This is a genomic window from Rhodopirellula sp. MGV (genome assembly GCF_002251265.1).
Classification (GTDB): domain Bacteria; phylum Planctomycetota; class Planctomycetia; order Pirellulales; family Pirellulaceae; genus Stieleria; species Stieleria baltica_A.
This window is the reverse complement of the sequence record NZ_NPDI01000028.1, coordinates 317,755-343,693: the sequence shown is the minus strand read 5'-3', so window position 1 is coordinate 343,693 and position 25,939 is coordinate 317,755. Positions and strand designations below refer to the sequence as shown.

Below are 25,939 nucleotides of genomic sequence, written 5' to 3'. Positions count from 1 at the left end.
CGACTAAGCAAACATGTAGCCTTCTTCGCCGTGATCGGTGATGTCCAGACCACGTTGCTCGTTTTCGGCGGGCACTCGCAAGCCGATCACGATGTCGATGATCTTCAGCAGGATCAAGCTACCGACCGCCGCGAAGATGAACGTGACCAGCACGGCGACAACCTGCTTGATCAACAAGGTCGGGCTGCCCGATTCGATCAGTCCCAACGGCTGGCCGTCGGCAACGTTCCACGCCACGCGGGTTGCAAAGACGCCGGTCAAAATCGCGCCGACAGTTCCGCCGACACCGTGAACACCAAAGGCGTCAAGCGCGTCGTCGTATTTCAGCGTGTGCTTCAGCTTGCTGCATGCCCAGTAACAGACCACACCAGCGATCGCGCCCATGATCAGTGCGGGCATTGGCTGAACAAAGCCAGCGGCCGGGGTGATACAAACCAAACCGGCAACAGCGCCAGAGCTGGCACCCAAGACGGTTGGTTTTCCGAGTACGATCCATTCAGTCATCGCCCAGGCGACGGCACCGGCCGCCGCAGAGAAGTGCGTGGTGGCGAATGCGCTGGAAGTCAAACCGTCGATCGCGAGTTCACTGCCGGCATTGAATCCAAACCAACCCACCCACAACATCGCCGCACCGAGCGCGGTGTAGGTCAGGTTGTGTGGCTGCATCGGTTCGTTGGGGTAACCCATTCGTGGGCCGACCAAGATTGCCGCCACCAGAGCGGAAACACCGCTGGAGATGTGGACGACGGTTCCGCCAGCAAAGTCGAGTGCACCGGCCATCCCGCCGAACAATGCCTTTTCACCGGCGAAGTACGACAAGGGTCCTTCCGCCCAAACCCAGTGGCAGAGCGGGCAATAAATGAACGTGCCCCACAGGATCGAATACACGACCATGGCGCTAAACTTCATTCGTTCGGCAAACGCACCACAGATCAGGGCTGGGGTGATGATAAAGAACATGCCTTGGAACAACATGTGTGTCAGGCGAGGCATCTGGCCAGCCATCGGTGTCACGGGCGCATTCAGGCTCTCGTCCCATTGCCGAGCGACACCGTTCATGAACAGGTAATCGGCGTTGCCGATCCAGCTGCCAGGTGCGGTCGGTCCGAAGGCCAGCGAGTAACCGTAGACCGCCCAAATCACCGTCATCAGTCCCATCAAGAACACGCACTGCATCATCACGCTGAGCACGTTCTTGCGACGGACCAAGCCGCCGTAGAACATCGCCAGCCCAGGCGCGGTCATGAACAGCACCAGTGCACAGCACAGCAGCATCCACGAGTTGTGAGCACCAAGCGGAGAATTGGCAATCTCGTCGTCCGTCAGTCCGGCCGGTTCGCCAGCAGCCGCTTCACCGGTCGCGGCATCGCTGCCTTCAGAGGCAGACGGCACTTGAGTTTCATCGGCGGTCAATTCGGCGGCGGTTTCAGTCGATGTCGGTGCGGCAGCGTCTTGCGCGACGACAGATCCAACAGGGCCAAACGTTAACAACGTCAACAGCAACGTGGCCAACCACACCGCTGTGCGTTGACATGTCCAGTGCTTCACAACAGTCACCTCGTAGGGGAAAAGTCTTAAAAGAACTTTGAGGGCGCCGGAACAATTGGGATGCGATTCGTTTCGATCAATCCGACCGCCTTCCCGAGCTCACAAGCCAATCCATTTCAAAGACTTGCGATCGGGACTCGGACCGACAAAAAAGGGGAGTTCGCGGGTGTCCGGCGTCTGGGGAGTAAGTGTGCGGGGGGAGGCCGCAACACTGAATAAGATAAGCGGAATTGCCGTTTTTCGCTATGACATCAACCTGCGAGCAAACCGCGAGAACTGCACAGGAGACGCCCCGAAACGGATGCGGTTGAAATCGGCAAGCGGAGGCAGATCGCCGCGGCGCGCAAAAAAGAAACGCAGGTGGGAATAAACACCTGCGTTTCAAAAATAACTGGTAGACTGACAAGCAATCGCAAGTCCGATGAGCCTTCGAGCGATGTCGCACACGAATCCGTGCTTGAGTAGGCGACAAAAAAATAATATCTCTCAGGTGCAGTGATCCTATATCGCCCCAAAGAGTGCCGCAAGGCCAAATAAACGACCAATGAACGGTAAGACGAGATTTTGCCCCCCAGATCTCCTTCGCCTGGGGGACCGAATCGCGGTTCTGCCAGTGATCCATGGCAGCGGGCAGTTCTCCCAGATGGTCCGCCGCTGGATGCTGGAACAAGATTTTGATTGTGTCGCGGTGCCTTTGCCCGAGTCCTTTCGCGAGCCGGTGGAGTCTGCGATCCTGGAACTGCCGCGGCCTTCAATCGTCATCCAACCGCCTTCGCCCAAGTTCACGACGTTCGAAGAGTCGTATAGCTCGAGCACAGCAGAAGAAGACGAATCGCTTGAACTTGACGATGGCCCGGCGAGTTACGTCCCGATTGACCCCTGCCAACCGGTCATCATGGCGATCCGCGCAGCGATGGGCGAACACATCGCTCGCGCCTATGTCGACTTAGAAACAGACCCGTTTCTGCCGTTCTCTTCCATCATGCCGGACCCGTTTGCCGTTCGCCAGGTTTCTGCCGAACGGTTCGCCGCCGCTGTTCTGCCAAGCTTGCCGCGTCCGGCCGATCGCCAGACCCGGGCACGGATCCAGCACATGGCATCACGCCTCGCCGATCTGGAACAGCGATTCGAACGGATCCTTTACGTCACCAACGTGCTTCACTGGCCCTGGGTCCGCGAGGCTTATACCGAACGATTCTCTCGCACCTCACCGCGAAACGAGATTTCAGAACCGACCGAAAAACCACAACACGATATCGTTCAAACTCCCGTCCGCTACGCGATCGATCCGCGAACTCTGATGTTCCTGTTTGGCGAACTGCCTTACATCACCGGGCTGTATGAACGGGCTCGCCGCGAACTGGACAACGACGAAGATGTGCAAATCGATGGCGTCAAAGAACTGCTGATCGCGGCAAGACAGAGCTATCGTGACGAGCTAAAGCAATTCGCCCGCCGTATCACACCGCTGCACCTCTCGAAGTGCTTGCAGTACATCCGCAACCTCTCACTGATGTCGCGACGGATGACGCCGGATCTGATCACAATCGTGATGGCCGCTAAACAAATCATGGGCGACCAATACGCACTGCATGTCGCACAGCTTGCCAACGAATACTCGTACGCATCCGAGCATGCCGCCAGCCGAGAGTGGGACGATGTGCCCGAAGTCAAACTGGGAATCGACCAAGCCAGACTGCCCGATGGCGAGGTCCACTCGATGGTCAATCGCTTGCCCGGACCGCCACTCAGCTGGCGAACCCTGGAACTCAAACGCAACCCATCACTGCCCGAAAAACACCGCTGGAAATACCAGTGGAACCCGCACTCGCAATGCAGCTACACACCCGAGGACGAACGCATCGAAAACTTTCGAACGCGAGTCTTCGATCGTGCGAAAGCGATCATCGGCAATGATTTGGCACGCACCGAAAAGTTCACCACCAGCGTGAAGGACGGCATCGATATTCGCGACACACTTCGCCATTGGTATGACAAAGACATCTACGTCAAAGTCATCCCGCCAAGCCGTGGCACACTGGACGCTTGCGTGATGCTGTTCGATTCACCATCGGATCCACGTGACTATCCTTGGCGAACAACTTGGTTCGCCGAGCATAAGGACGAATCGACGCTGGCGTTTTACGCGACGAACTTTGGCGAAGAAATGGTCGGCCCCGGAATCGGGCTGGCACGTTATGGCGGGGCATTGTTCCTGTACCCTCCGATCTGGATTCCAGAGATCTGGAGTGATCCAAGACTCGACTTTACCGAGACGTTGGAGGAACGCTTGATTGCGGCAGCATGCCTGCACAGCCGCGGACGCCAAATCGCAATGCTCAGCACCCTGCCGCCCGGTGGAGGCTGGCGACGACTCGCCCGCCGCCACAAAAAGACTTTGGTCCACGTTCCACTCAGTTCGTTTAGCGACGAACAAGTTCAGCAACTTCGCATGGTCCACGTCTTAAACGGGCGAGAAGTCCGTTCCTATGCCGAGGAATTCATTCGCCGCGTTTGATTTGACCGTAGACCGGTGGCTGCCAATCGGCAGGCACGCGTCCCTGAGGACGCACACCATAGGCATCCTCAGGAATGGGGTGATCTTCGAAGGTACCTAGCGGCAACGCATCGGGCAGATGCGTCATTTGAAAATCCTTGTACTGGATCTTCATCGCCGGCCCGACATGAACCTGGACTGCGAAGACGCCTTCGAGTGAACGGCCCTGCTCGTCAAAGTCCCAAAGATCAGCGGTTTGATGACCGTCGATCCAGTGCTGGTGATGATTGCCTTCGACAAGCACCCGAAATTCGTGCCAGCGGTCCGGTTCGAATTCCTTTACCGGCATCTTCCCCACCACCCAGCTTCGACCTTGCGGATCGATGATGACGCGTTCGCCGGTATGAGCCAAGATTCTGCGTCCACGTTCTTCGTAGAGCATCCCGTTGTACTGCGGAACATTAGCGACGACGTCGCACTGGTAGCCGCTCACAATGTCCAAGTCGATCTCCGGTCGTGAGGCACCACGATACTGAATCCCACTGTTGCCTCCGGCTGTCACCTTGACCTGAACTTTCAAGTCAAAGTTTCGCACCGTCGAACCCTTCCAAGACAAAAAGCGGTTCATCTTCAACGTGCCGTCCGCCGTTCCTGTCAGCGCACCGTCTTGAACCGACCAATACTCGCGATTTCCATCCCAACCACGCAACGACTTGCCATCGAAAAGCGGCCCCGCGTTTGCCGCCGATGCTTCGGGATGCCGATCGGTTGACTTCTGAAACGGCCCTTCTAGCGGATCGAGTGGACCGCCCAGTTCAGCGACCTTCGCATCCGTCCGCTCACGCATCGACCGCAGCGTTTCGGCATACTTCGGATCGGACGCGACATTGATCAGCTCGTCGGGATCGTTTTGCAAGTCATGCAAAAACTCGTAATTGCCTTCGTCTAGATAGCGAACATATTTGAACTCGTTATTGCGAAGTCCTTCAAATGCGGCGATACGATTCCGAACCGCGAAGTGCTCGTGAAAGGATTCGCTGCGCCAGTTCGATGGCGTTTCTGAGCTCACGATCGGCTGCAAGCTCTCACCTTGGAAACGCTTCGGCTGTTCGACTCCCGCCCAATCCAAAAAGGTTGCAGGCAGATCGACGTTCAGCGCGATCGCGTCGGAGACCTTGCCACGCTCTGACTTGTCGACACGCGGGTCATAGACGATCAATGGAACTCGCAATGACTCTTCGAAATGCGACCACTTCCCTGCTAATCCTCGATTACCCATGTGGTAACCGTTATCGGCCGAGTAAACGATGATCGTGTTGTCGGCGAGGCCGCGTTCATCGAGTACGCTCAACAATCGTGCGATCGCGTTGTCGATTCCAGTGACCATGCGATAGTACGCTCTCATGTTGGCCTGGTATTTTTCGTCTGTATTCCAACGCCAAAAGTATCGCTCGCGATTGATCGCAGTCGCAATAAACTCCGGCAGCGAATCAAAGATTGCCGGGTCAGACAAACGCGGCTCGGCAATCTGCAAGTCGTCGTACATGCCGTTAGTCGATTCGGGCCAGGGGAACTGGCCGATCCCGGGTCGCCGATCGCTGTCCTCGGCATGACAAGCGTTGAACCACAAATTCAACGCGAACGGTTGGTCGGTCGGTTGCGACTGCAAAAACTCGATCCCACGATCGACGATCAAGTCAGTCTCATGACGCAAGCTGCCGTCGGGCAGTCGTTTGTAGAACGGGTTGCGTCCGATCGCTTCAAAATCGTCAAAGTGCTCGGCCGGCTTGTACCCCGCTGGCATCTTGGCGTGCCATTTACCGAAATAACCCGTTCGATAGTTCGCCTTGCGAAGCAAATCTGAATACAGCTCTGCCACAGCGTCTGGTCGCGCCGTTTCCGGGCTGCTTGGTGTTCCGTAGCTTCGCCCATACAGCCCAGACAGAATCGTCGTGCGACTGACCCAGCAGATGGAGTGGCTGACAAACATGTTTTCGAATCGGGTGCCGTTGGCAGCCAGTCGATCGATCGTTGGCGTTTGCACGACCGAGTTGCCATAACAGCCCAGCGTACTGGTCGTTTGATCGTCGGCAAAAAAGAAAACGATATTGGGGCGGTCATCTGCATGTGCTGTGCGCAATCCGGCAACAACACAAAGCAAGGCGAAGCAAGCGTATTTCATAAGACGTCGCGGTGGGGCAGGAGGGAAGGAACCGCATTGTAGCTAACCGCTCCCCAGCCGTGCCGGACATTACACCGCTTGTCGCTTTTGAAATCGCAACACACTTAAAAAAAGGATCAATGTTCCGCACACCAGTAATCCGAACACCGAGGGAATCAGATCTGCCCAATCAGCCCCCCGCAGCACGATGCCTCGCAATATGTCGATGAAATAAGTCACCGGGATCCCAAACGTCGCCAGGTAAATCGGCAGCGGCATCTCGCTTCTTGGAAACATAAACCCGGACAACAAAACCGATGGCAGCATCACAATGAATGCCAATTGGATCGCTTCGAGCTGCGTCTTGGCGATCGTCGATACCAACAAACCCAAGCTAAGCGAACAGATCATGAACATCATCGAGAATATCAGCAGCAGCGTTAAACTGCCGTTGATCGGTACGCCAAACCCATAAACCATCACCGTCAGTACCAACAATAGTTCGGCAAATCCGACCGCGGCATAGGGAAGCAGCTTGCCAAGCAACAGTCCACCGCGGCTGACCGGTGTGACAAACAGTTGCTCGAGCGTTCCTTGCTCACGCTCGCGGACGATTGCAAACGAAGTCAAAAACAATGTGACCAGCTGCAAGATGATTCCGACCAGTCCGGGCACAAAGAAGTGCGAACTTTCGAGGTCTGGGTTGTAAAGGATCCGTGAACGCACCTCGAGCGGCATTGCGGCGTGTCCCGAGCGGTCCCGCGACGGCGCGACCTGCAACGCTTCGGCGCGTGTCCGCGCCATCTCGATCGCGGACGTAATGCCCAGCAACTGCGCCGTGTTCATCGCAGTCGTCGCGACCTGCGAATCGCTGCCATCGATTAAGACCTGGACTTGAACCTGCTCGCCACGAAGCAGTCGCTCGGAATAGAACGGCGGGATTCGAAGCCCAACTTTCGCGTTGCCCGATGTCAGCGCACGCTCGAACGATTCGGTGTCGTTGACCTGTTGTTCCAAGCGAAACTTGCGTGTGTTCAAGAACGCTGAAACCAAACGCCGCGACTGCTGATGTTGATCCATGTCGAACAACACCATCGGGATGTTTTCGATCTGCGTATCGATGGCATAGCCAAAGATGATCGTCTGCATCACCGGAACGACAAACATAAAAAACAGCGTCGTTGGCTGGCGGCGGATATGAAAGAACTCTTTCACCAAGATCGCCCACCAGCCTCGGATCATGCTCGCACCAGTCGCCGGTTGACGGGCCGCCGGTTGACGGGCGCTGGATACCTGATGCCCAGCCTCCGATTCCGCGTCAGTTCGTGACGTTGCGGAGTTGAATTCGGAGGCATCCGAACCATCGGATTCGTTGTCCAGTCGTTGCCGTTCGGCGTCTTGTGTCAGCGTGACGAAGACGTCTTCGAGTGACGGCGTGATCGGCCGAACATCGATTTGATCATCGGGCGAATTCAAGAGCGACCGCAACTGCGAAGGATTTACCGTTTCGTCGACCAAGGCGTGGATCGTTTCACCAAACAAGGTCGCGTCGTGAACGGATTCGTCATCACGAAGTTGGTGCAGTTTTTCGGCCGGAGCGGGAACGCGAATCTCAACGCGTTTCGTACCTTCCGGGGTGACGTGTGGAAGCGATTTCAATTCGTCTGGCTTGCCCAGCACCAACAGCTTCGACAAGTAGATGTACCCGACATCGCTGCAGCGTTCGGCTTCATCCATATAGTGCGTCGTGACGAATAACGTGACACCGCGTCCGGAAAGCTCGAAGAGCAGATCCCATAGCTGACGCCTTGCGACAGGATCAATCCCCGCCGTCGGCTCGTCGAGAAACAACACGTCGGGCTGATGGATCAACGCACAAGCAAGTGCCAACCGTCGCTGCCAACCACCGGAAAGCGTCCCGGCAAGTTTTTGCGTTTGGCTCTCCAACGAAGTCAGCTCCAGCACGGCCGCCCGACGCTGGTCAAGCTCGTCGTTTTCGAGCCCGTAGATACGACCATAAAAGTCGATATTTTCTTGAACCGACAAGTCCGCGTACAAACTGAAATGCTGGGACATATATCCCACACGGCTCTTGATCCGTTCGGCGTCGTTAATCGCGTTGTAGCCAAGCACTGTCGCCGTACCAGAAGACGGTGGCAACACACCCAGTAACATCCGAATGATCGTCGACTTGCCGCTGCCGTTTGGCCCCAGCAATCCAAAGATCGCACCGCGACGAACATCAAAGCTGACTCCATCGACGGCGACAAGATCTCCAAAGGATCGCGATAGCCCGCTGACTTGGATTACCGAATCGGTCATTTGGCATCACCGATCGAATCAAGCCAGACGTCCGCAGACATTCCGGGCCGCAGCGAGTCAGCTGCCTTCTCTAAAGCGACCTTAATCCGAAAGACCAACTTCCCGCGTTCTTCCGGTGTCTGCACATTGTTCGGCGTAAACTCAGCCTGCCTTGCGATGAACGACACCGTACCGGTCAACTCGGTTTCCGGGGCACCATCAACGGTCACTCGCAATTTTTGCCCGACCGAAAGTGCGACACGGTTCTGCGGGACATAGGCTCGCACCCACAGGTGTTCATGATCCATGATCGATAGCACGGGTGCGCCGGCGGCAACCATATCACCAGGCTGCAAGTCGAGTGAGTCGATTGTTCCGGAAAGCGGGCTGTGAATCGTCAGCTCGGCCTTTTGTTGGCCGATCGCATCCAAGGCCGCCTTTGCCGCATCACGCGATGCTTTTGCCTGCTCAATCTCCTCTTCACGGTAGCCGTTGGCTTTCAGTTGCCAGGCTTGCTCGGCTTCCTCCAATGCGGCTTCGGCCGCCCGGATGTCTTCGTCCCGAGTGCCAAGCTGCATCAATTGCAATTCGTTCTCGCGCACGTCAAGCGTTGCCGCGGCACTTTCGAATGCCTGTTGGCTACGGTCGAGTTCATCGGCGGAAACGGCGTTGTTTCTTGCCAATGTTTGCTGCCGCTCGTAAAGCTGCTCGGCAAGCTGTGTCTCCGCTTTGGCTGCGGTCAGGCGAGCTTCCGCGGCTTTGATTTCTTGAGGGCGAGGGCCGGCTTTTAACAAATCCAATTGCGCCTTTAGCTGATCCCGGTGCGCCTTCGCTTGAGCGATTTCCTCGGGTCGAAAGCCACGTGCCAAGCGTTGATAGTCGACTTCGCGGGCCGCCAACGTCAGAGCCGCTTGCCGCTCCAACTCCAACAAGTCGTACGGCTCAAGCACTACCAGCGATTGCCCCGCTTCGACCGATTGCCCTTCGTCGACCAACACCTTTGCGACCCGACCACCGATACGCGAGCCGAGACGGATTTCGTCGGCTTCGATAAACCCCGAAACCCTGTTGGGCGGAGTGCGAACTTGGCTGTAGATCAACATCCCGGCCAGAATTAGCACGGCAAACGGGATCAAAATTACCCGAGGATTCATGGTGCTCCGTCCAGAGTGACGCGGTTTAGTTTCGCACTTCCTCCAACGTTAAGGAAAACGCATATTGATGGGAAGCACGCCTGTCACAAACAACGGCGGGGTGCAACGATTCGCCACCGGCACCGAACAGCAGCCGAAAAGAAACGAGGCTGCAAAAACCAAAACCTTGCGCAACGAAGGTGGAACGTTTACGCCATCAAATGGTCACAAAGTGATCAGATGATCCCTATCGCACACCCATTTGCCATCAACAGATTGAGGCGTTTAAAAAAGAAGTTGATGGCAGGTTAAAATTTACAGGAAAGTTTCGAAATCACTGTTCCAATGCCATCAGATTCCGTATAGCTTTTCGCTCTCACGTAAGACCCTTTGGACTCTTACGTGCGAACGGGGTTGGGGGCGATTTGGACACTCACGCACATCTGTTGCCCCATGTTCCGTGCGAGAGATAGCGCCCCCAACCCACTCGTTTCGCAGGTCATTGTATTTCAGGGTGAGGATAGGAAACCCCTGAAACGCTATACATGTTGAAGGAGCGAGAAATTACGGCACCGATCACTTTTGATCAATGGCAAATGCGAAGATAAGCGGTGTGGCGGGATAAGATTCGCGAAGGCTATCACCAATTCTCGGCAACGGTCGAAGCAGTTGAACACTCTATTGTTCACTGGTTTGAAGGCGACCGATCTACACCTTTAGACCTGAATGAATTTACAGTTCCGGTCATCATCAAAAGTAAGAATCGGACCATCACGTGCCTTAATGCTTCTTACCGCGATTTCTTCTTACATTGCGATGAGCTACCACTAGGTAAAAGCAGCGATGCGATCGTGGATGAATCAAGCATCGATCTGTCCCGGCAAAGCGATGCTCTTCTTCAACAGGGCTTCCTAAAAATTCAGTTCGAATATTTTACGACAGGCCGAAATGGCATTCGTTACTTGGTACGCGCCAACAAAACAAGCCTCGCGAACTTTAGTTATGAACCGTTCTGGATCTTATTAATTGCCGTCCCGACCAGATTGGACGCAGAAGACTTCGACTTAAAATACGACATCGCGAAACAGTTCTTAATCTATAAACAACTCGAAGCGACACAGAAGAGAATCTGCATCCTGAGTGCGCTCGGAGAAACCACTCGCGCGATTGCGCAGCAACTTGGCGTATCCACGAAAACGGTGGAAAAATATCGCCAACGGATTCTCGATGAACTCGGCCTCGATCGAACAGTCGAAATCGTTCGACTGCTCGTTCGCTTCGAAGAACGCGGGTTGCTACGTGACTTTTCGAAAGTCGACTAGTGCCCAAACGGCCTGTCGCTTACTTCGCTGGGACTTGCTTTTTGGGCAGCCATTTGGCGAGCTCACGTTTGGTCGCGGCGTACTCTGGGTCGGAGGCGAGGTTCGTCCATTCGTACGGATCGTCTTGAGATGCGTACAACTCCTCATCGCCGTTGGCATATCGAATGTACCGAAACTGATCCGTCCTGACCGCATGGTTGTTGAACCCATGCGTCGTGATTGCCGGGTAATCCCATTTGGCTGCCGGATCCTCAAGAAGCTCCGTCATTGAATACCCTGTCACATGCGACGGCTTTGGCAGCCCGGCCAGTTCACACAGGGTCGGATAAATATTCATGTGATCGACGGTAGCAGCACAACGCGTGTCGGGCTTTGTGACACCCGGCACGACCCAAATCATCGGCGTCCGTGTTGGCTCTTCCCAAAGCGCAAATTTACGCCAGTGCTCCTTCTCGCCAAACGACCAACCGTGATCGGTCCACAAAACTAAGATTGTGTTGTCACGCTGCGGACTTTGCTCATACGCATCTAACAGCCTTCCGAGGTTCATGTCGGTGTAGGCACAGGTGGCCAAGTAAGACTGTATGGCTGCTTTCCAACGCCCGCTTTTCAGGAACTTAGCATGATCACCGCTCGGCCCAGCCATCCGCACGCCTGCGGGCGGGATGTCACTAAGGTCATCCTCACGATGCGGTGGCAGCTGGATCGATTCGAGCGGAAACGCGTCGTAGTATTTGCGTGGCACTACGAATGGCAAGTGCGGCTTGTACAGACCACATGCGATAAAGAATGGCTTGCCGTGGTCTGCCTTGAGTTGCTCGATGCAGTAGTCAGTGGTATGCCAATCGATCAGGTCGTCATCCTTCAAATTGGGATGCTGCTTATCGACGTGATAGCCGTCCATTTTCTGAACCCCGGGGCCATTGCTAGAGAGCCCTTCTTTGGACATATACTCCGTCCATTCGGATGGATGATAGGCCATCGAGTGATAGATTTTCCCGGCGCCAGCGACGTGGTAGCCAGCTTTCAAGAACTGGGCTGAAAGCCCGTTTCCGGCCGGTTGGTATTGCTTCCACTTGTCACCGTTGCGGTAGCAACCGGTCACCCAAGGACGCTGCCCGCCCATCAACGCACATCGCGAAGGCTCACATGCAGGGACGGCACAGTACGCATTGGTGAATGCCAGCCCCATCTTCGCCAGGCGATCAAAGTTCGGCGTTCGCGCCTGTGGATTACGCCCCATAAACGTTAGCCAATGATTCAAATCATCGACCGCGACAAACAATACGTTGGGCGGCTTTTGATCTTCGGCAGAAATCGTCGCGACAGGAGCGCCGCACAGCAACAGCAGCGTCAAGACTTGCAAGTGTCTCATCAGTCATCCCGGGGAGGATTGGAGGGTGGGGATGTGTAGGGCAACACCGATGATCACACCAGCGGTTTAACCCAACATCCCTCCAATATATCGCCGAGTGAAGCGCGACTGCAAAACGGTCGCCGCTTGGCTTCACTCGACCATTTTTGACTGGACCAAATCCACGATTGCTTGCAGCACTTGCTCTGGAAGCATTCCGTCGGTGTTGATCACAGTGGCGTCATCCGCAGCGCGCAGACGACCGACATCGCGTAAACGGTCCTCGAGATCTCGCTGGTTTTGGGCTGCGAGAACCTCCTCGACCGACACGTATTGCCCTGAATCGGCGAGCTGCCGCATGCGACGTTTGGCGCGTTCGAGCGGCGAGGCGGTCAAAAACACCTTGCACTCTGCATCCGGAAACACTTCGGCGCCCTGATCGCGGCCTTCGGTAACGATATCACGACCGTCAGCAATCTGGCGCTGCAGTCCGGACAGCTCCGACCGAACAGCGGGAACATCCGCAAGGAACCGAATTGACCGAGTGATTTCGGGCGTGCGAATCAATCCCGATACGTCTTCACCGCCAAGACAAACGACGTTGTTTTGCCAAGTGATTTCGATCTGACCGACGTACTCGGCAAGCCGTTCGCTGTGATTCAGATCGATACTGGCACGTATCGCCGCGAGCGTTGCCGCCCGGTAGAGCGCACCGGTATCGAGAAATTCAAAACCCAACCGGGATGCGACTTGGTGGGCGATACTGCTTTTTCCGGCGCCGGCGGGGCCATCGATGGTGACGATCAAGGCGAAGTCAACTCGAAAGGAACAATCGGGATCTTGGTCACCTTTGATAACATGAACCCAGCGAATTGCCTACGCCCAAGGATTCTGGATCGGCGGGATCCCGGCGCGAAACACACCGCGCCAATAGCATCTCTTGCAGATTGCGACGTTCCTTGAGACACCTCTTTGACTAGCGAGGCGTCGCAGGAGGTGGCCCAAATGGCGGAGGGCCAAACGGCGGCGGACCGGGCCGTGAACCGCGTGGGGGCCCGAAACCGGGACGACCACGACCGCCAGGTCCTTTCAATGCAAAACTCTCGTCAGGAGTTCCGCGAAATTTGCGTGGGACATAAGGGAACTCTTCGGTCAAAACGTAAAAAAATGTCCCGTCGGGATACTCCGACGTCCTTCCCCACATCCCGTTGAATTCGTCCAAGTCGCCTTTGCCATGGGCATACTCCCAATCGGCGATAAAGGTCCCATCGTATCGACCACCAGGACCATCGTTGCCTGACGGGCGGCGTCCGGATTTCAATCGATAACTGGCATGCAAGGTCTTCGTCTTTCCATCGCTCCCCATCACTTCACAGTCATAGATCGGATAGCCATCGGCGGCGTAGCCGACCAACGTCATCGACCGGTTCTCTTTGCGAGCTTGCTCACGAAGCCGGGAAATCAAATCGGCGGGTCGGCCATGGTAGTGATACTCACCACCTGGTTGTACATGCGCGGAGTTCATGTCCAATCCCAAGTCGATTTTGCCGTTGATCACGGCGTACTGCCAAGGACTTTGAAAATCTCGTCGCCAGAACTCGGCTGCCCCCGGATCGATCGGTACACCGTTGACCGCAACGCCGAATTTCCCGAGCTTCAGCTCTTGAGGCTTCGATGCCGGTTGCGGATTCAGCGGCATCCGAAATTCGTAACGCTGCTCCTGAATCCGGTTCGGGTTCCGCGGCCCAGGAAACTGGCCCGTCGCATGTTCAGGCAGCCCATTGCTGCGAATCGTCCGCACACCGTTCGCTTCCGTCATCGTGACTTTTGACTGAAACGCCCCTGCCGGGTTTCCCGTTGCCGCTACAACAAGGTTCTCACCATGCGAATGATCATGATGACCTTCGTGAGCAACAACGGTTGTTGCGGCGAGCAGGGTGCAAATGGCGAACGACTTTCGCGAGTTAAACATGCATGATCCATTACGAAGGAGGATTGGCAATACAAAACGTTTGTCAGCGACAAACCAAATGATCGATTGAGGTTGTGAGTGTTTTATTATCGCGTCACGTCGGCCGAAGAGGCAACTCCGACCGACGCAAACCGCGAGCATTCAATCGTCTACATCATGCGAAAGAATTGATCGACCGAATCGGGCGACAACGGACTGGACCCCAGTGGTCGCCCTGCAGCATCCTGGGTCTCGGTATCCGAGTTGCCCGCAACCTGGTCGATTGCCCTCGCACCAACGGGCCGCATCGAATCACCAGAGCCGTCCCCTGAACCCAGTGGCGGCTGACCATCCGTTTGGCGAGGTGGAGGCGGCAATCGATTCGGATCTTCTTGAACCACACCACGATCACCGCTTGGCCCCGATGGACGTGGACCGTCACTTTGCTGCCCACTGTCAACGGGTGACGGAGCATCTGGCGACGGAGCTGGTGGTGGTGGCAACGGCGGCGCGGGCCGATCCCCGATCGGATCCGCCGTATTTGGGCCAGCGTCTTCAACGAAGAAAACATGATCCTGCAACGACGTCAAACTGGTGTTGCGTTCAATCACATCACTAAGTCGCGTTTGGCTGACCTGACGAAGCTGCTCCCCTTCGAGCGTGTTTTGGTACCAGAACCGATCGCCGTCGCGTAGCGCCATGAATTGATCGGCGATAATCCGCTGCAACGTCTCGCCAACACTGGCGCCAGAAACATGGTCCTCCGCCAGTGCGCCGACCCAGACGTCAATGTTCGAAGTGTCACCGTACGCTTGCTCGAGCGATTGCTGGAGTTCGACATCCGAAGTGATATCGGCAAAGGTTTCCGCTCGATCAAGTCCGAGTTGCTCACGCACCGCGTTGTAATCCGGCAATCCGTGATCACGCCCGCGTTGAATGTTCAACGAGACGAGATCGAAGCCGCCTGCTCCCGGTGGGCCAAACAGGAAATTGCGTAAGTCATCGACGACTTTCGTATCGACCTCTTGGCTGTGCTGCGATGCCAACCCCTTCATGATCGATTCGATACCGCCTTCGGCGATCACGCTAGGATTGAAGAACGCGTCGCGAAGGGCCAAGTTCCCTGCGTCGATGACTTCGCCATCGTCATCCAAACGCAACATCTCGGTCGGAATGGAACTGTGACCGTATCGAAAACCCGCCGTCGCGAACAAATTCGAAATCGTTGGGTCAACGGTTGCGTCGTATCCTTCGTAGGGTGCGATGGCATCACGCCCCAGCAGTGCAGGTAGGTACTCGTTGAACGTAATCGCTTGCAGTTCCCCGATCACCATTCGCCGTGCACGCTGGTAGACCTGTTCGTCAGAAAGCTCTGGCTGCTCGCTGACAATTTGATCTGCGATCCGATTGTGCTCGCGAACCCAAAGCGTATGCATTGCGAGCAGCCCTGCTTGTTCGTTGGCTCGCAGATCACCAGCCAAGAACAAACTGTCCGAAGTACCACCGCCGTTGGGCAAGCCATCGGTATTAAAAGGCAGCAAGTCACCTTCGCTCGTCTTCAACCGGCCGCCGTCGAATGTTCGCAAAGCATCGGCTCGCTCGGCGTCGCTCCCATAGATCATCGAGCCATCAATAAACGCGGTGATCCCGTTGACCTGCTGAAGCGGATTGTCAATCGAATCACCGGTTCCTTCAGCGCCTTGCGAACGCGTCAGCCCGATTTCCATTTCGCCGGTACCCAACGGATCAAAGTGGGGATCTCCGGCGGGGACTTCGATATCGAACGCTTCGCCACTTGCGGGATCTGCGTTTTGTGTGAGATCGATGTCATGGTCGATGAACTGACCGAACTGCCAAATGAATCCAGACAACCCACGAGAGCTTTCGATTGACTCGTCTTGGTCAAAGACAAGGTTGCTGATCTCGCGTGCCGAAACCCGATCGTCACCGCTCGGCGTGGAGACTCCGTCAGCATAGTCTGGTTCGACCTGTCGCGAAAACTCGCTGCCAGCCGTTCCCCACTCTGGATGATCAAGGTTATTTCCCGAGCCGTCGAATGACTGAATCTCCGGCTCCGGAGTTGGGCTAGGTGCGGGTGGAGGCGGTGGCGGTGCGGGGTCACGTTTCTGTTGCTGGCGTCCCACTCGGTTAATGATTCGCAACGCGTCCATTGGAGTGACTCTCCCGTCGCCGTTCAGATCCATCGACAGATCGTTTGGCCCGTCACCATCGCGGCGTGCGAGTCGATTGATCACCATCAGCGAATCGATCGGCGTGACCTGTCCGTCGCGGTTGATGTCTTCGGATTCGTAGGCGGCGGATTGAATTTCCGTTTGCAAAGTTGACTCAATTGCCGGTGCCGACGTGTCGGCGTCCGCCCCCAAATCGGCGGCAAGCAATTGCCGTGCTTCGACGGTTTCCAGACGCAGCCTGCGTCGAGTCTCAGTTCGATTGTCCTGAGCTGTTTTTCGTCGTCCTTTCTTCCTTGATGACGTGATTGCGGATCGTTTCATCGGAACAAACCTGCTAAAGAAGAGATAGAGAGAAGGTCGGAAGCCGAGGCTGAGAAGGGCTGCCGATAGGTGATCCAACGCTGGGATTCTGTGTGATCCACATGAAAAGCGTTAAAAAACGTGTGAGCTTTGGGCGACACTGTTCGCTATCAGGGCCCTGCGCCGAGCAGTTATGTAGAGGGCGTGACCGATGAATGACGACAGCATTGACGAATCAGAATTACGTGCGCAGCTATTGGCTGATCCGGATTCCACACTCGCTGACCAATTTTGCGTCCATCGTGAATCTTTTCACAATCTGGTCACCTTTAGGATGGACCGTCGTCTTTCAGGACGCATCGACCCGGACGACGTTTTGCAAGAAGCGTTCTTGGCAGCAAAGTCACGCCTCAAGCACTTTTTGAGTGACGAGAAGCACACCGTCTTTGCCTGGCTCCGTATGATCGTGACCCAAACGATGGTCGATGTGCACCGCCGCCACCTCGGAGCCGGTAAACGCTCCGCCGGCCGCGAAATCAAGCTCAGCGGATCGGCAGGCCCTTATCCGCAAACCACGGCTGTCTCAATTGCCGATCGGATCGCTGCCAAGCAGACCACACCGAGCGGAGTTGCCGTACGTGGCGAAGAATTGGCGGTCTTGGAAAAGGCCATCGCAACACTCAGCGAACAAGATCAAGAAATCATTGCCATGCGTCACTTCGAAAACCTTTCCAACAAACAGGTTTCCGAAGTCCTCGGGCTATCAATCACCGCGACAAGCAATCGTTACGTCCGTGCCCTCGAACGGCTACGCGAAGTCCTTGAAGGGATCGGGATGGGCTTGTAATGAGCGATAGCACTTCGAAGGACAACCCCGATCGCGAAACCGCGGCCGATCAACCACAAGCGGCGAAGCTAAAAGAGCTCGCGCCGCTGATGCAGCTGCTTGACCAAGCCCGCGATGTCGTGATCGCGGGCAACACGTCGCCGCTGGCGAAAGTTCAACCGCCAACCAAACTGGGTGACTTTGACCTGTTGTCGCCCATCGGCCGCGGCGGCATGGGAGTTGTCTATGAAGCCCGACAACGTTCCCTTGATCGAATCGTCGCATTAAAAGTCTTGCCGAAATCGCAAGTAACACTAACGAATCGTGAGGACGAGGTCGCATCACCGACGGATAAAAATCTCATCCAACGCTTCCACACCGAAGCGCGTGCCGCAGCCCGTTTGCATCATGCCAACATCGTTCCCGTATTCGGTTTTGGCGAAGCCGACGGGCACTACTTTTTTGTGATGCAGCGGATCTACGGACGCAACCTCGACCGCTGGATCAGCGATCACGTCTCCCCCGATGCCCCGGACCCGATCAGCGATGACAAAATCGCCGAGTCACTTTCACGATTCGGTTTCCAAGCCGCATCGGGGCTGGCGTATGCCCACGCTCAAGGCATCTTGCACCGCGACATCAAACCGGCCAATTTGCTGATCGACGAAGACGGGATGCTGCAAATTGCCGACTTCGGTGTCGCCCGCATCGAAGACGCCGAAGCGTACACTCGTACCAGCGATGTGATCGGTACCTTGCGGTACATGGCGCCGGAACAGCTTGGCGGCGAGGCATGCGCACAAAGCGATGTTTACTCACTTGGTGTCACGCTTTACGAAATCGTCACCGGCAAACCGGCGATGGACGATCAATCGGTTCGACAAGCGGTGTTGCTACAAAAGAAACCGAGCGGACCGATTCCGTTGTCTCAGTGCAAACCGTCTTTGCCGCTCGACTTGCGAACGATCATCGAAAAAGCGATGCAGCGAGAACAACGCTATCGCTACGATAATGCCCAAAGCTTGGCCGATGACCTTCAGAACTACATCGAAGGCCGTCCCATCAAAGCGAGGCGATTGGGCGTTGCCGAGCACACCATTCGTTGGGTCAGACGCAATCAGACGGTGTCTGTCTTGGCAACCTTGCTGTTCCTTGCACTAGGCTTCACCGCATTGGTCTCCATTCTTGACCAGCGTGAAATCCGCAAAAGCTTTGACCGAGCCGAAGATGCCCGCGAAGCGACCGGGCGAGTCGCTTTACTCGCCGATGTCGCAATCGAATCCGTATTCGACCGATTTTCGACGACCGCAGACGCAACGACGATTGATTATGACGCCGTCGATTTTTCTGCACCCGCAGTCGATTTAAAAACGCCAGAACTACTGTTAAAGCTGATTCAGTACTACGACGGTTTGACGGCGGAATCGTTCGACCTGATCGAACTGCGTCTTTCACCGGCACAAGTCCGAATGCATTTGGCGACCATTCACGGGCACCTCGACAACCACCAAGCTGCCGCAACCGCACTTGAAGATGCTTTGTCAGAAATCGGTTCAACCGATCTGCTCATGAGAGCGACGATATTGAATCGATTAGGGATCGCACAACAAATGCTTGGCGAAAACCGACGTTCCAAACAATCGTTTCGAGACGCCTATCAGCTACTGCTTGAGACTGAAGTAAGCCAGGTCGAGAGTGATCCCCATCAAGAAGACCGCAGACAATTTGAACTCGCCCGATCGGAACTACTGCTGGCACGCAAACCACGCCCTGGGATGGGACCGCACTCGCTGCCGCCTGACGACGCATTTAATGACAACCCCTGGAAGCCATTTCGAGCGTCTCTGCGACCCAACAGCCCGCAAGGACGCATCCGACCGCCTCGAAACGAAGAAACCGAAGCATTGCTAAGTCTGGCGATCGAACGATTGGGGGCCTTGTTGAAACACAACGAAGACCATGTGCCAACGATGCTGCTGCTTTCCTGCACGCTTCGCAACGCAATGCGTGATGTGCTGCGTGCCCGACAATCGCGTCACCCCATCGACCGCCGATTGACAGAACTGGCTGACTGGGTCCAGGTCCGCTTGCAATCCAAAATGGATCAATCTCCGCAGCATGAACAAGATGCGATCATTGCCTACGAACAGGTGCTGCTACTGACCGACTTTGACGTTTTCCGTGCACTACCCCTCAATGTCCTCGAACGCGCGTTGCGGGATTCTGAAATCGCGCTCCGCCAAGCCGATCGGTTGGTCGACAACTACCCAAACGTCTCCGCGTACGAAGTGCTTGCGATCCATACGGCGTTCAAACTGGCAACGCTGAAAACCCGCCATTTTGCGGTCAATCCCAATGACTCGATTGATGAACTCCGCGAAGTCCGGGCATTGATCCGCCGTGCACTTCGCCGTCAATCAAGACTGTTACGTCGCACCGATCAGGCCTTCGGCTATGCACTTTGGAACGCGCTTTTTGCGATGCGATTGGCCGACATGCAAATGGCAATTGGTGACGAACATTCGGCTCTCGAAGATTACAACCAAGCGTTGCGTTCCATTCCGATCGCGATGCTAAAGGACATCGACACTTCTACCGAACCGACGCCTGATCGACAACGCTTGCTGCTGCGCGATCAAAACAACCCTGTCGTGTTGGCGATCGGTCAAATCAGTCAGCGGTATGCGTTCGCCGCACAAGTCCAACAACCCGGCGTCGCAGACAAACTCCAGCAATTACAACAATCACTCGAAGGCGACGACTTACCCACTTGGGATGATCTGCAACAGCACATCCAAAGTATTGTCGCGATGAGCCCCAACGAATTGGATGGTCGCACGCCGATACAAACACCGTGATCACGTGCAATATCATTGTTCAGATCGCTCCCAACCGCATTGCGAACTCCACTCGATTGAGAAACGATTGACACGGTCTATATCGTCGCATGCCATCACGCGCAAGGTCCTCGTTTGGTATACTTCAATCGGTTGCCGGTGATGGTGATTGCTTGCCACCGGACTCCGTGGCACGTCGTGGGTTGACCAACGTTTTCACGCGTCGGACTCCCAACGAGAGGAGCATCGTTCGCCCCTGCACGCCGGCACCCGAATCACTGACGTTACATCGGGAGGCGATTGCCATGAAGAACGTCATCTTAGCCATTGATGGTTCCGGACCTTCACTCGAAGCGGCTCAATTCTTTGCCCACCTGCCACACAAAGACCGCTTGTCGTTGACAGTCGCTACGATCGTGCAGCGGCCCTATATCCACAGCAGCTATGCCGTTGGTGAACTATTGGAAAAGGCTTTCGAGCGGGATAAAGAATTTGCACTCGAAAAATTCCAAGAGGTCGAATCCATTTTCGATGGTGCAAACGTCGAATTAAATCACGTTTCACCCGAAGGCGCGATCGGCGAGTCGCTTGTCGAAATCGCCAAGCGTGACAACGCGGACCTAATGGTCGTTGGGGCGAAAGGACACTCTGGGATCGCCCGACTACTGCTGGGCAGCATTAGCGACCATGTCGCCACACATGCACCGTGCAGCACGCTCGTTGTTCGCCCGACTGAGCTACTGGGTCATTCGCGACCAATTCGTGTCTGCCTTGCGTTCGAACTGTGCCAATCTGGACTCGCCGCACTGGACGAAATCGCACAGACGCCTTGGAAAACTGGCACCGAATTCCATTTATTAACAGTGCAAACGTTTTTGTCAGACTTCATCGGCGAACGAATCGCAGATGAAGGGCTGGAATTGACAAAACACGCCGAGCAAGGCTTGAACGAAGCCAAGGAACGCCTCAGCGATGTCGCCCCCAACGCCCAAACGCACCTGTTGCGAACGGACCATGTTGGCGAAGGGATCGTCTCCTTTGTTGAAGACAACAAAATAGACTTGCTGGTCATTGGAGAGACCCCGCGCAGTGCGGTCGACCGTTTCTTGCTCGGCAGCACCTCCAGATTTGTGTTGCGGCATGCGCCATGCAGTGTCTGGATCGCAAGAAACAAATTGCTGCAACAAGTTCAATGAGAACCGTGTGTGCGAACCAAGACCGCACACTTAAATGCTTGCCAGCGTGTCACACTGAATCACTTGAGCCTGGATGACACGCCGGCGTAGGCGGTAAGCAACGACTGAGGATCGAACGATGAAAGTTTTATTAGCCACCGACTGCTCCAAACAAGCGAGCGATGCTGCGAAAGCATTGCTGAGACTGCCAATCGATGAACGGATTGACTTGACAATCATCACTGCATTGGCGGAACCGTATGCCTCGGTATCCGATTCCTCACAACAGTGGTTCCCTGAATTGCTGCAACAAGAGCGGTCACGTACCGAGCAACATCAGCAAACCCTCGCTGCTTTGTTGAAAGAACGCTGCGAGCGGGTCGAAATGGTGATGCGTCCCGGTCACCCCGTACGCGTCGTCTTGTCCGAAGCCGAACAACTGGGCAGTGACTTGATTGTGATGGGTGCCCAAGGCCACTCATTCTTGGGGCGATTGTTGATCGGCAGCGTCTCGGACAGCATCGCGACTCATGCCAAGTGTTCTGTCTTGGTGGTTCGCAGTCCGGAATCAACGCCAGCCACCCACGATGCAGTTCATCGAGTTTTGGTCGGATTCGATGGCTCGGCACCCGCTAAGTCTGCGGTCGACGAAATGGTGCGACTGAACTGGGCACCGGATACAAATTTTGAATTGCTAAGCGTCGCGCCAATCTATGACTATTTACTCGGAACTGGTCTGACGACGGCGGCAATCGAGAATGAAGAGTTTTTATTCAAAGAGATGAAACAACGATGTGATTCGATGGTTGAAAGCGTCTCGAATCAATTGCCCAACGTTTCATCCTGTGTCGTGAACGACCAACGAGTCGGGCCCGCGATCACGGAACAGGCCGAAAAGTCGAACACGGACCTGATCGTTGTTGGTGATGCCGGACATAGCCTGCTGGATGATCTGCTACTCGGCAGCACGACAAAATATGTGCTCCGCCACGCCGCCTGCAGCGTTTGGATCTCGCGACATCACCGGCAAACCAGCCAGTGATGACGCACATTGCGTCTCAGGATCGCCGACAGCCTTTCTGAGACGTTTACGCGGGATGCACGAAACCTAGATGCAGTTCCATATGCCGACACTGCAGTTGTTCGTTGTCCTTGCGAGTCATATTCCCAAAGATGGGGTGCCGTGGCAGAGGTGCCGTATCACGGTAGCGTTGAAACGCTTCGCGAAACTGGCTCAACGACTGTTCGATACCTTTTTCATCACGCCAAAAGAACGTCTGCGCTTTCTTTGGAAGCTTCAGCCCCGGTTTCATGGGCTTGTACGCAGCACGCTTGGCAAGCAGCGGACCTACGATTCGCAGTAACAGCGGGATCGGAGGCGGCGTCTGATGTCCCGAAGAAATGTCAAACGCGGTTGCCAAGTGTTCGACGATTTGTGGAAAGGTAAAATTGCCGGTCGTCTGTATCGGAGAGATAGCAAGACGCTCCACTTCGGCAACGGCTTCTTCCAGTTGATCGAAGTGCAGCTTTCGATGAGAGGTAGACATAGACGGGTCTCGCAGTTACGAACCAAGATTAGCTGGCGAGATCATCTCATCTACAGGACGGTTCGAACACCCCATTTCATCACACCGGACAATACGACGCACAGATTTTGGTGCATCGTAGTGTCCAAGCGGTGGGATCATTGGTCTTCTTAATATTTGTTAAGGCAAATCAACATTTGCGTTGACCTTGCGACGATAGATAGTGTCACCATTTGTCACTACAAGGTACTGATGACCGGCCCCGGCCAGCACACAACTGGTCAATGGCTTCAAAGGATTTGGCGTTGGTAACAGTCCGCAAGGTCGCCCAGTCGGATCAAAGACTTGAACGCCTAAAGCACTGGTGACGTAGTAACGTCCGACCTTGTCGATCGCCATCCCATCGCCTTTCGATGATTCGAGATAAGGCGGCGGTTGGTTGAATGCGAAATCGCCTTGAGGATCAATGGGGCTCCGCATTGGCATCGTTGGCATTTTGGCATCCAACGAATGATCCGGGTTCACGCGGAATGTCCAAGTATGCGTGCCGCCGTAATCAGAAACCGCAAGGGTTCCGCCATCGGCCGACAACGCGATTCCGTTCGGTTTATTGATTCCTTCGTCAACCGTTGTCGTCTCACCAGTTTTGTGATCGATGCGGGTGACCTGCTTCGCGCCGGTTTGGGTGATGTAAATCATCCCGTCGCTCGCGATTGCCAAATCGTTTGGCCGAACACCTTCGGCAACCAGGGTCACCGCCCCATCATCCGGCCGGATCGAGATCACGCGTTGCTGCGAACCCTGACAACCGTAAAGCAGTCTATCGGGGCCGAACATTAGCCCACTGACGGATTCTTTGGCGATCGTGGTTTGGGTTCCATCTTTTGCATCGACACGATAAACCGCGGGGGCTCGCATATCGCTGTAGTAAAAATTGCCTTCCGCGTCGGCGCAAGGTGCGTCAGCAAATCCGAGATCTGATGCGACGACTTCCCAGCCTTCGCCGGGGATCAACAATCGTAAGAGCGTCATGTCACCCCGCAAGTCATCACTGGTATCGACCACCGACGGGTGCGTTTCGGTACGCCACAACCACTTCATCGCTTCGGGAAAATGGGCGCTGCCGAAATCGGCATTGTGCGCGTAACCTTCGGCCCAATCGAAGCGAACGTCATATCCCATGTACTTTAACGCTGACGCCATACGCTGGTTCGCCCAAGGCCAACTGCCAAAGGCGTTGTCGACGTCACCACTCGTATCCGCCATGTAAACGCGAATCGGCTTGGGTTCGGTTTTGCGAACCAATGCCGGATACACATTCCCGCCACGCAGGTTTGTAAAGCTGCCGACGCTGGAGAACACCTTTCGGAATTGATCGGGGCGATTCCAAGCGACAGTGAAAGCGCAGATCGCGCCAGAGCTTGAACCGCCGATCGCACGCATCTCGGGATCTGCCGATACGTTGTACTTCGCTTCAACGACCGGCAAAATTTCTTCCAACAAGAATCGCGAATACTTGTCACCAAGACTGTCGTACTCGTACCCACGATTGCTGCTTTGATTGCGTCGACGTGGGCGAGACTTTTCGTGACCAGGATTGATAAACACCGCAATTGTCGGCGGCATGTCACCGCTGGCGATCAAGTTGTCAAACACCGTCGGGATTCGCCAACGGCCGTTGATGTCGCGCATTCGCTCGCCGTCTTGAAACACCATCAGCGCAGCGGGAGTGTCTTTGTCATATTGTGCGGGAACATAAACGGACCATTCACGCGTGGTCCCGGCAAAGACTTTGGACTCGAACGGTTCCATTTGCTCGACGGTGCCTTTGGGAACATCGTCCTTTGCGATCCCTTCGGCCGGTGGCTGCCACGGCGGTTTGCTTTCGGTGGATGGCACGGAATCGGAAACGGCGGCGTCGTCCCACAACCAGCGCAGGGCACTGGGGAACACTTCGCCAGCCCATCGACCGCTGTGACCACCTTCGGTCATTTCAAGCTTGTACGTGTAGCCGGCAAATTGCAACGCGGCCGCGAGATCCCGATTGCCGAGCGGCCAACTGCCATGCAGATTGCTCAGGTCGTCCACGCCGTCTTGCAAATAGACCTTGATCGACTTTGGTGCTCGCTGGGTTTGACGCACCAAACCTGGATAGGCCCAACCGCCGCGAATATTGGTGTAGCTGCCGATCTGGCTGAGCACTTTGCCGAACTGATCCGGTCGATGCCAAGCAACGGTAAACGCACAAATCCCGCCCGAGGAGCTTCCGCCGACGGCGCGATCACTTGGGTCCGCCGAAACGTTTAGACCTTTCAGTGCGTGCGGCAAGAATTCGTCGATCAGGAATCGCGAATAGCGGTCATCCATCGAGTCATATTCGAAGGAACGGTTACTGCGATCGCTCGCGTCCTGGCGTGTTGCCTTGATCGTGCCGGGGTTCACGAACACAGCGATCGTGGTTGGCATCGCGCCTTGGTGAATCAAATTGTCAAACACGGTTGGCACGCGGAACGAGCCTTTGGTGTTCGCATAGTTCCGTCCGTCCATGAACACCATCAAGCTCGCGGGCTTGGCGGGGTCGTACTGCGCCGGCACATAGACACTGTATTGCCGTGTCGTGCCAGGAAAGAGTTCGGTGTCGGTGAAGACGCCATCGGTGACCTTGCCCTGCGGGACGTCGGGCTGGACTTGGCGGTCGGTTTCATCGGATGCCCTGGATGGCATCGGGGCAGCGATCAGCAGAATGACCGCCGCAAAGGTAAGAAGGCTTTTCATCATCGCCTCGATCGGGGAAAGACAATTCGGAGGTGGGAACC

At 55.5% G+C, this 25,939-nt stretch carries 16 protein-coding genes; 6 read left to right on the top strand and 10 right to left on the bottom strand.

The features are described from left to right. Positions 1-3 precede the first annotated feature (3 nt). The gene (locus tag CGZ80_RS10250; RefSeq protein WP_094414026.1) at positions 4-1,518 is read right to left on the bottom strand and encodes an ammonium transporter; all 1,515 of its coding nucleotides are present in this window, start codon (positions 1,516-1,518) and stop codon (positions 4-6) included. Between the two features lie 574 nt (positions 1,519-2,092). Here CGZ80_RS10250 and CGZ80_RS10245 point away from each other — a divergent pair. Then, on the top strand, positions 2,093-4,066 hold the full coding sequence (locus CGZ80_RS10245; protein WP_094413942.1) for a hypothetical protein: 1,974 nt from the start codon (positions 2,093-2,095) through the stop codon (positions 4,064-4,066). Here the strand turns inward: CGZ80_RS10245 and CGZ80_RS10240 are convergent. The 3 genes from CGZ80_RS10240 to CGZ80_RS10230 all read right to left on the bottom strand — a co-directional run bounded on the left by CGZ80_RS10240 (position 4,050) and on the right by CGZ80_RS10230 (position 9,661). Further along, positions 4,050-6,227: a sulfatase-like hydrolase/transferase gene (locus CGZ80_RS10240; RefSeq protein WP_094413940.1), complete on the bottom strand. Its 2,178-nt coding sequence runs from the start codon at positions 6,225-6,227 to the stop codon at positions 4,050-4,052. The genes CGZ80_RS10245 and CGZ80_RS10240 overlap by 17 nt on opposite strands. 69 nt (positions 6,228-6,296) lie before the next feature. Further along, positions 6,297-8,528: an ABC transporter permease gene (locus CGZ80_RS10235; RefSeq protein WP_094413938.1), complete on the bottom strand. Its 2,232-nt coding sequence runs from the start codon at positions 8,526-8,528 to the stop codon at positions 6,297-6,299. Then, on the bottom strand, positions 8,525-9,661 hold the full coding sequence (locus tag CGZ80_RS10230) for an HlyD family secretion protein (protein WP_094413936.1): 1,137 nt from the start codon (positions 9,659-9,661) through the stop codon (positions 8,525-8,527). The genes CGZ80_RS10235 and CGZ80_RS10230 overlap by 4 nt, the downstream gene beginning before the upstream one ends. 830 nt (positions 9,662-10,491) lie before the next feature. Here CGZ80_RS10230 and CGZ80_RS10225 point away from each other — a divergent pair. Beyond that, positions 10,492-10,962, top strand: coding sequence for a LuxR C-terminal-related transcriptional regulator (locus CGZ80_RS10225; RefSeq protein WP_158222645.1), 471 nt, complete (start codon positions 10,492-10,494; stop codon positions 10,960-10,962). 19 nt (positions 10,963-10,981) lie between these two features. On the opposite strand, the gene CGZ80_RS10220 is transcribed toward CGZ80_RS10225, so the two are convergent. The 4 genes from CGZ80_RS10220 to CGZ80_RS10205 form a co-directional block, all read right to left on the bottom strand. Then, complete coding sequence (locus CGZ80_RS10220) at positions 10,982-12,337, bottom strand: sulfatase (protein WP_094413932.1); 1,356 nt, start codon at positions 12,335-12,337, stop codon at positions 10,982-10,984. Between the two features lie 132 nt (positions 12,338-12,469). After that, a complete protein-coding gene (gene cmk, locus CGZ80_RS10215; RefSeq protein WP_094413930.1) occupies positions 12,470-13,123 on the bottom strand; it encodes a (d)CMP kinase in 654 nt (217 codons plus the stop codon). A 169-nt stretch (positions 13,124-13,292) separates the two neighbouring features. Beyond that, positions 13,293-14,288: a YHYH protein gene (locus CGZ80_RS10210; RefSeq protein ID WP_094414024.1), complete on the bottom strand. Its 996-nt coding sequence runs from the start codon at positions 14,286-14,288 to the stop codon at positions 13,293-13,295. A gap of 149 nt (positions 14,289-14,437) precedes the next feature. Further along, a complete protein-coding gene (locus tag CGZ80_RS10205) occupies positions 14,438-16,780 on the bottom strand; it encodes a peroxidase family protein (protein ID WP_143543838.1) in 2,343 nt (780 codons plus the stop codon). A 190-nt stretch (positions 16,781-16,970) separates the two neighbouring features. Between CGZ80_RS10205 and CGZ80_RS10200 the strand changes: the two genes are divergently transcribed. The 4 genes from CGZ80_RS10200 (at position 16,971) to CGZ80_RS10185 (ending at position 22,639) form a co-directional block, all read left to right on the top strand. After that, the gene (locus CGZ80_RS10200) at positions 16,971-17,606 is read left to right on the top strand and encodes a sigma-70 family RNA polymerase sigma factor (protein WP_094413928.1); all 636 of its coding nucleotides are present in this window, start codon (positions 16,971-16,973) and stop codon (positions 17,604-17,606) included. Then, the gene (locus CGZ80_RS10195) at positions 17,606-20,443 is read left to right on the top strand and encodes a serine/threonine protein kinase (protein WP_094413926.1); all 2,838 of its coding nucleotides are present in this window, start codon (positions 17,606-17,608) and stop codon (positions 20,441-20,443) included. The genes CGZ80_RS10200 and CGZ80_RS10195 overlap by 1 nt, the downstream gene beginning before the upstream one ends. 284 nt (positions 20,444-20,727) lie before the next feature. After that, entirely contained in the window at positions 20,728-21,618 is an 891-nt protein-coding gene (locus CGZ80_RS10190; protein WP_094413924.1) for a universal stress protein, read from the top strand. Between the two features lie 118 nt (positions 21,619-21,736). Then, entirely contained in the window at positions 21,737-22,639 is a 903-nt protein-coding gene (locus CGZ80_RS10185) for a universal stress protein (protein ID WP_094413922.1), read from the top strand. 46 nt (positions 22,640-22,685) lie between these two features. Here the strand turns inward: CGZ80_RS10185 and CGZ80_RS10180 are convergent, their stop codons facing one another. After that, a complete protein-coding gene (locus tag CGZ80_RS10180) occupies positions 22,686-23,144 on the bottom strand; it encodes a DUF1569 domain-containing protein (RefSeq protein WP_094413920.1) in 459 nt (152 codons plus the stop codon). A 159-nt stretch (positions 23,145-23,303) separates the two neighbouring features. After that, a complete protein-coding gene (locus tag CGZ80_RS10175; protein ID WP_409994537.1) occupies positions 23,304-25,901 on the bottom strand; it encodes an alpha/beta hydrolase-fold protein in 2,598 nt (865 codons plus the stop codon). Between the last annotated feature and the right edge of the window lie 38 nt (positions 25,902-25,939).

What these genes read in the sequence shown, in the direction of transcription:
- CGZ80_RS10240 (WP_094413940.1), bottom strand. Translation starts at nt 6,227, where the DNA reads ATGAAATACGCTTGCTTCGCCTTGCTTTGTGTTGTTGCCGGATTGCGC.
- CGZ80_RS10220 (WP_094413932.1), bottom strand. Translation starts at nt 12,337, where the DNA reads ATGAGACACTTGCAAGTCTTGACGCTGCTGTTGCTGTGCGGCGCTCCT.
- CGZ80_RS10245 (WP_094413942.1), top strand. Translation starts at nt 2,093, where the DNA reads ATGAACGGTAAGACGAGATTTTGCCCCCCAGATCTCCTTCGCCTGGGG.
- CGZ80_RS10190 (WP_094413924.1), top strand. Translation starts at nt 20,728, where the DNA reads ATGAAGAACGTCATCTTAGCCATTGATGGTTCCGGACCTTCACTCGAA.
- CGZ80_RS10195 (WP_094413926.1), top strand. Translation starts at nt 17,606, where the DNA reads ATGAGCGATAGCACTTCGAAGGACAACCCCGATCGCGAAACCGCGGCC.
- CGZ80_RS10180 (WP_094413920.1), bottom strand. Translation starts at nt 23,144, where the DNA reads ATGTCTACCTCTCATCGAAAGCTGCACTTCGATCAACTGGAAGAAGCC.
- CGZ80_RS10175 (WP_409994537.1), bottom strand. Translation starts at nt 25,901, where the DNA reads ATGATGAAAAGCCTTCTTACCTTTGCGGCGGTCATTCTGCTGATCGCT.
- CGZ80_RS10200 (WP_094413928.1), top strand. Translation starts at nt 16,971, where the DNA reads ATGAATGACGACAGCATTGACGAATCAGAATTACGTGCGCAGCTATTG.
- CGZ80_RS10205 (WP_143543838.1), bottom strand. Translation starts at nt 16,780, where the DNA reads ATGAAACGATCCGCAATCACGTCATCAAGGAAGAAAGGACGACGAAAA.
- CGZ80_RS10235 (WP_094413938.1), bottom strand. Translation starts at nt 8,528, where the DNA reads ATGACCGATTCGGTAATCCAAGTCAGCGGGCTATCGCGATCCTTTGGA.
- CGZ80_RS10210 (WP_094414024.1), bottom strand. Translation starts at nt 14,288, where the DNA reads ATGTTTAACTCGCGAAAGTCGTTCGCCATTTGCACCCTGCTCGCCGCA.
- CGZ80_RS10185 (WP_094413922.1), top strand. Translation starts at nt 21,737, where the DNA reads ATGAAAGTTTTATTAGCCACCGACTGCTCCAAACAAGCGAGCGATGCT.
- CGZ80_RS10230 (WP_094413936.1), bottom strand. Translation starts at nt 9,661, where the DNA reads ATGAATCCTCGGGTAATTTTGATCCCGTTTGCCGTGCTAATTCTGGCC.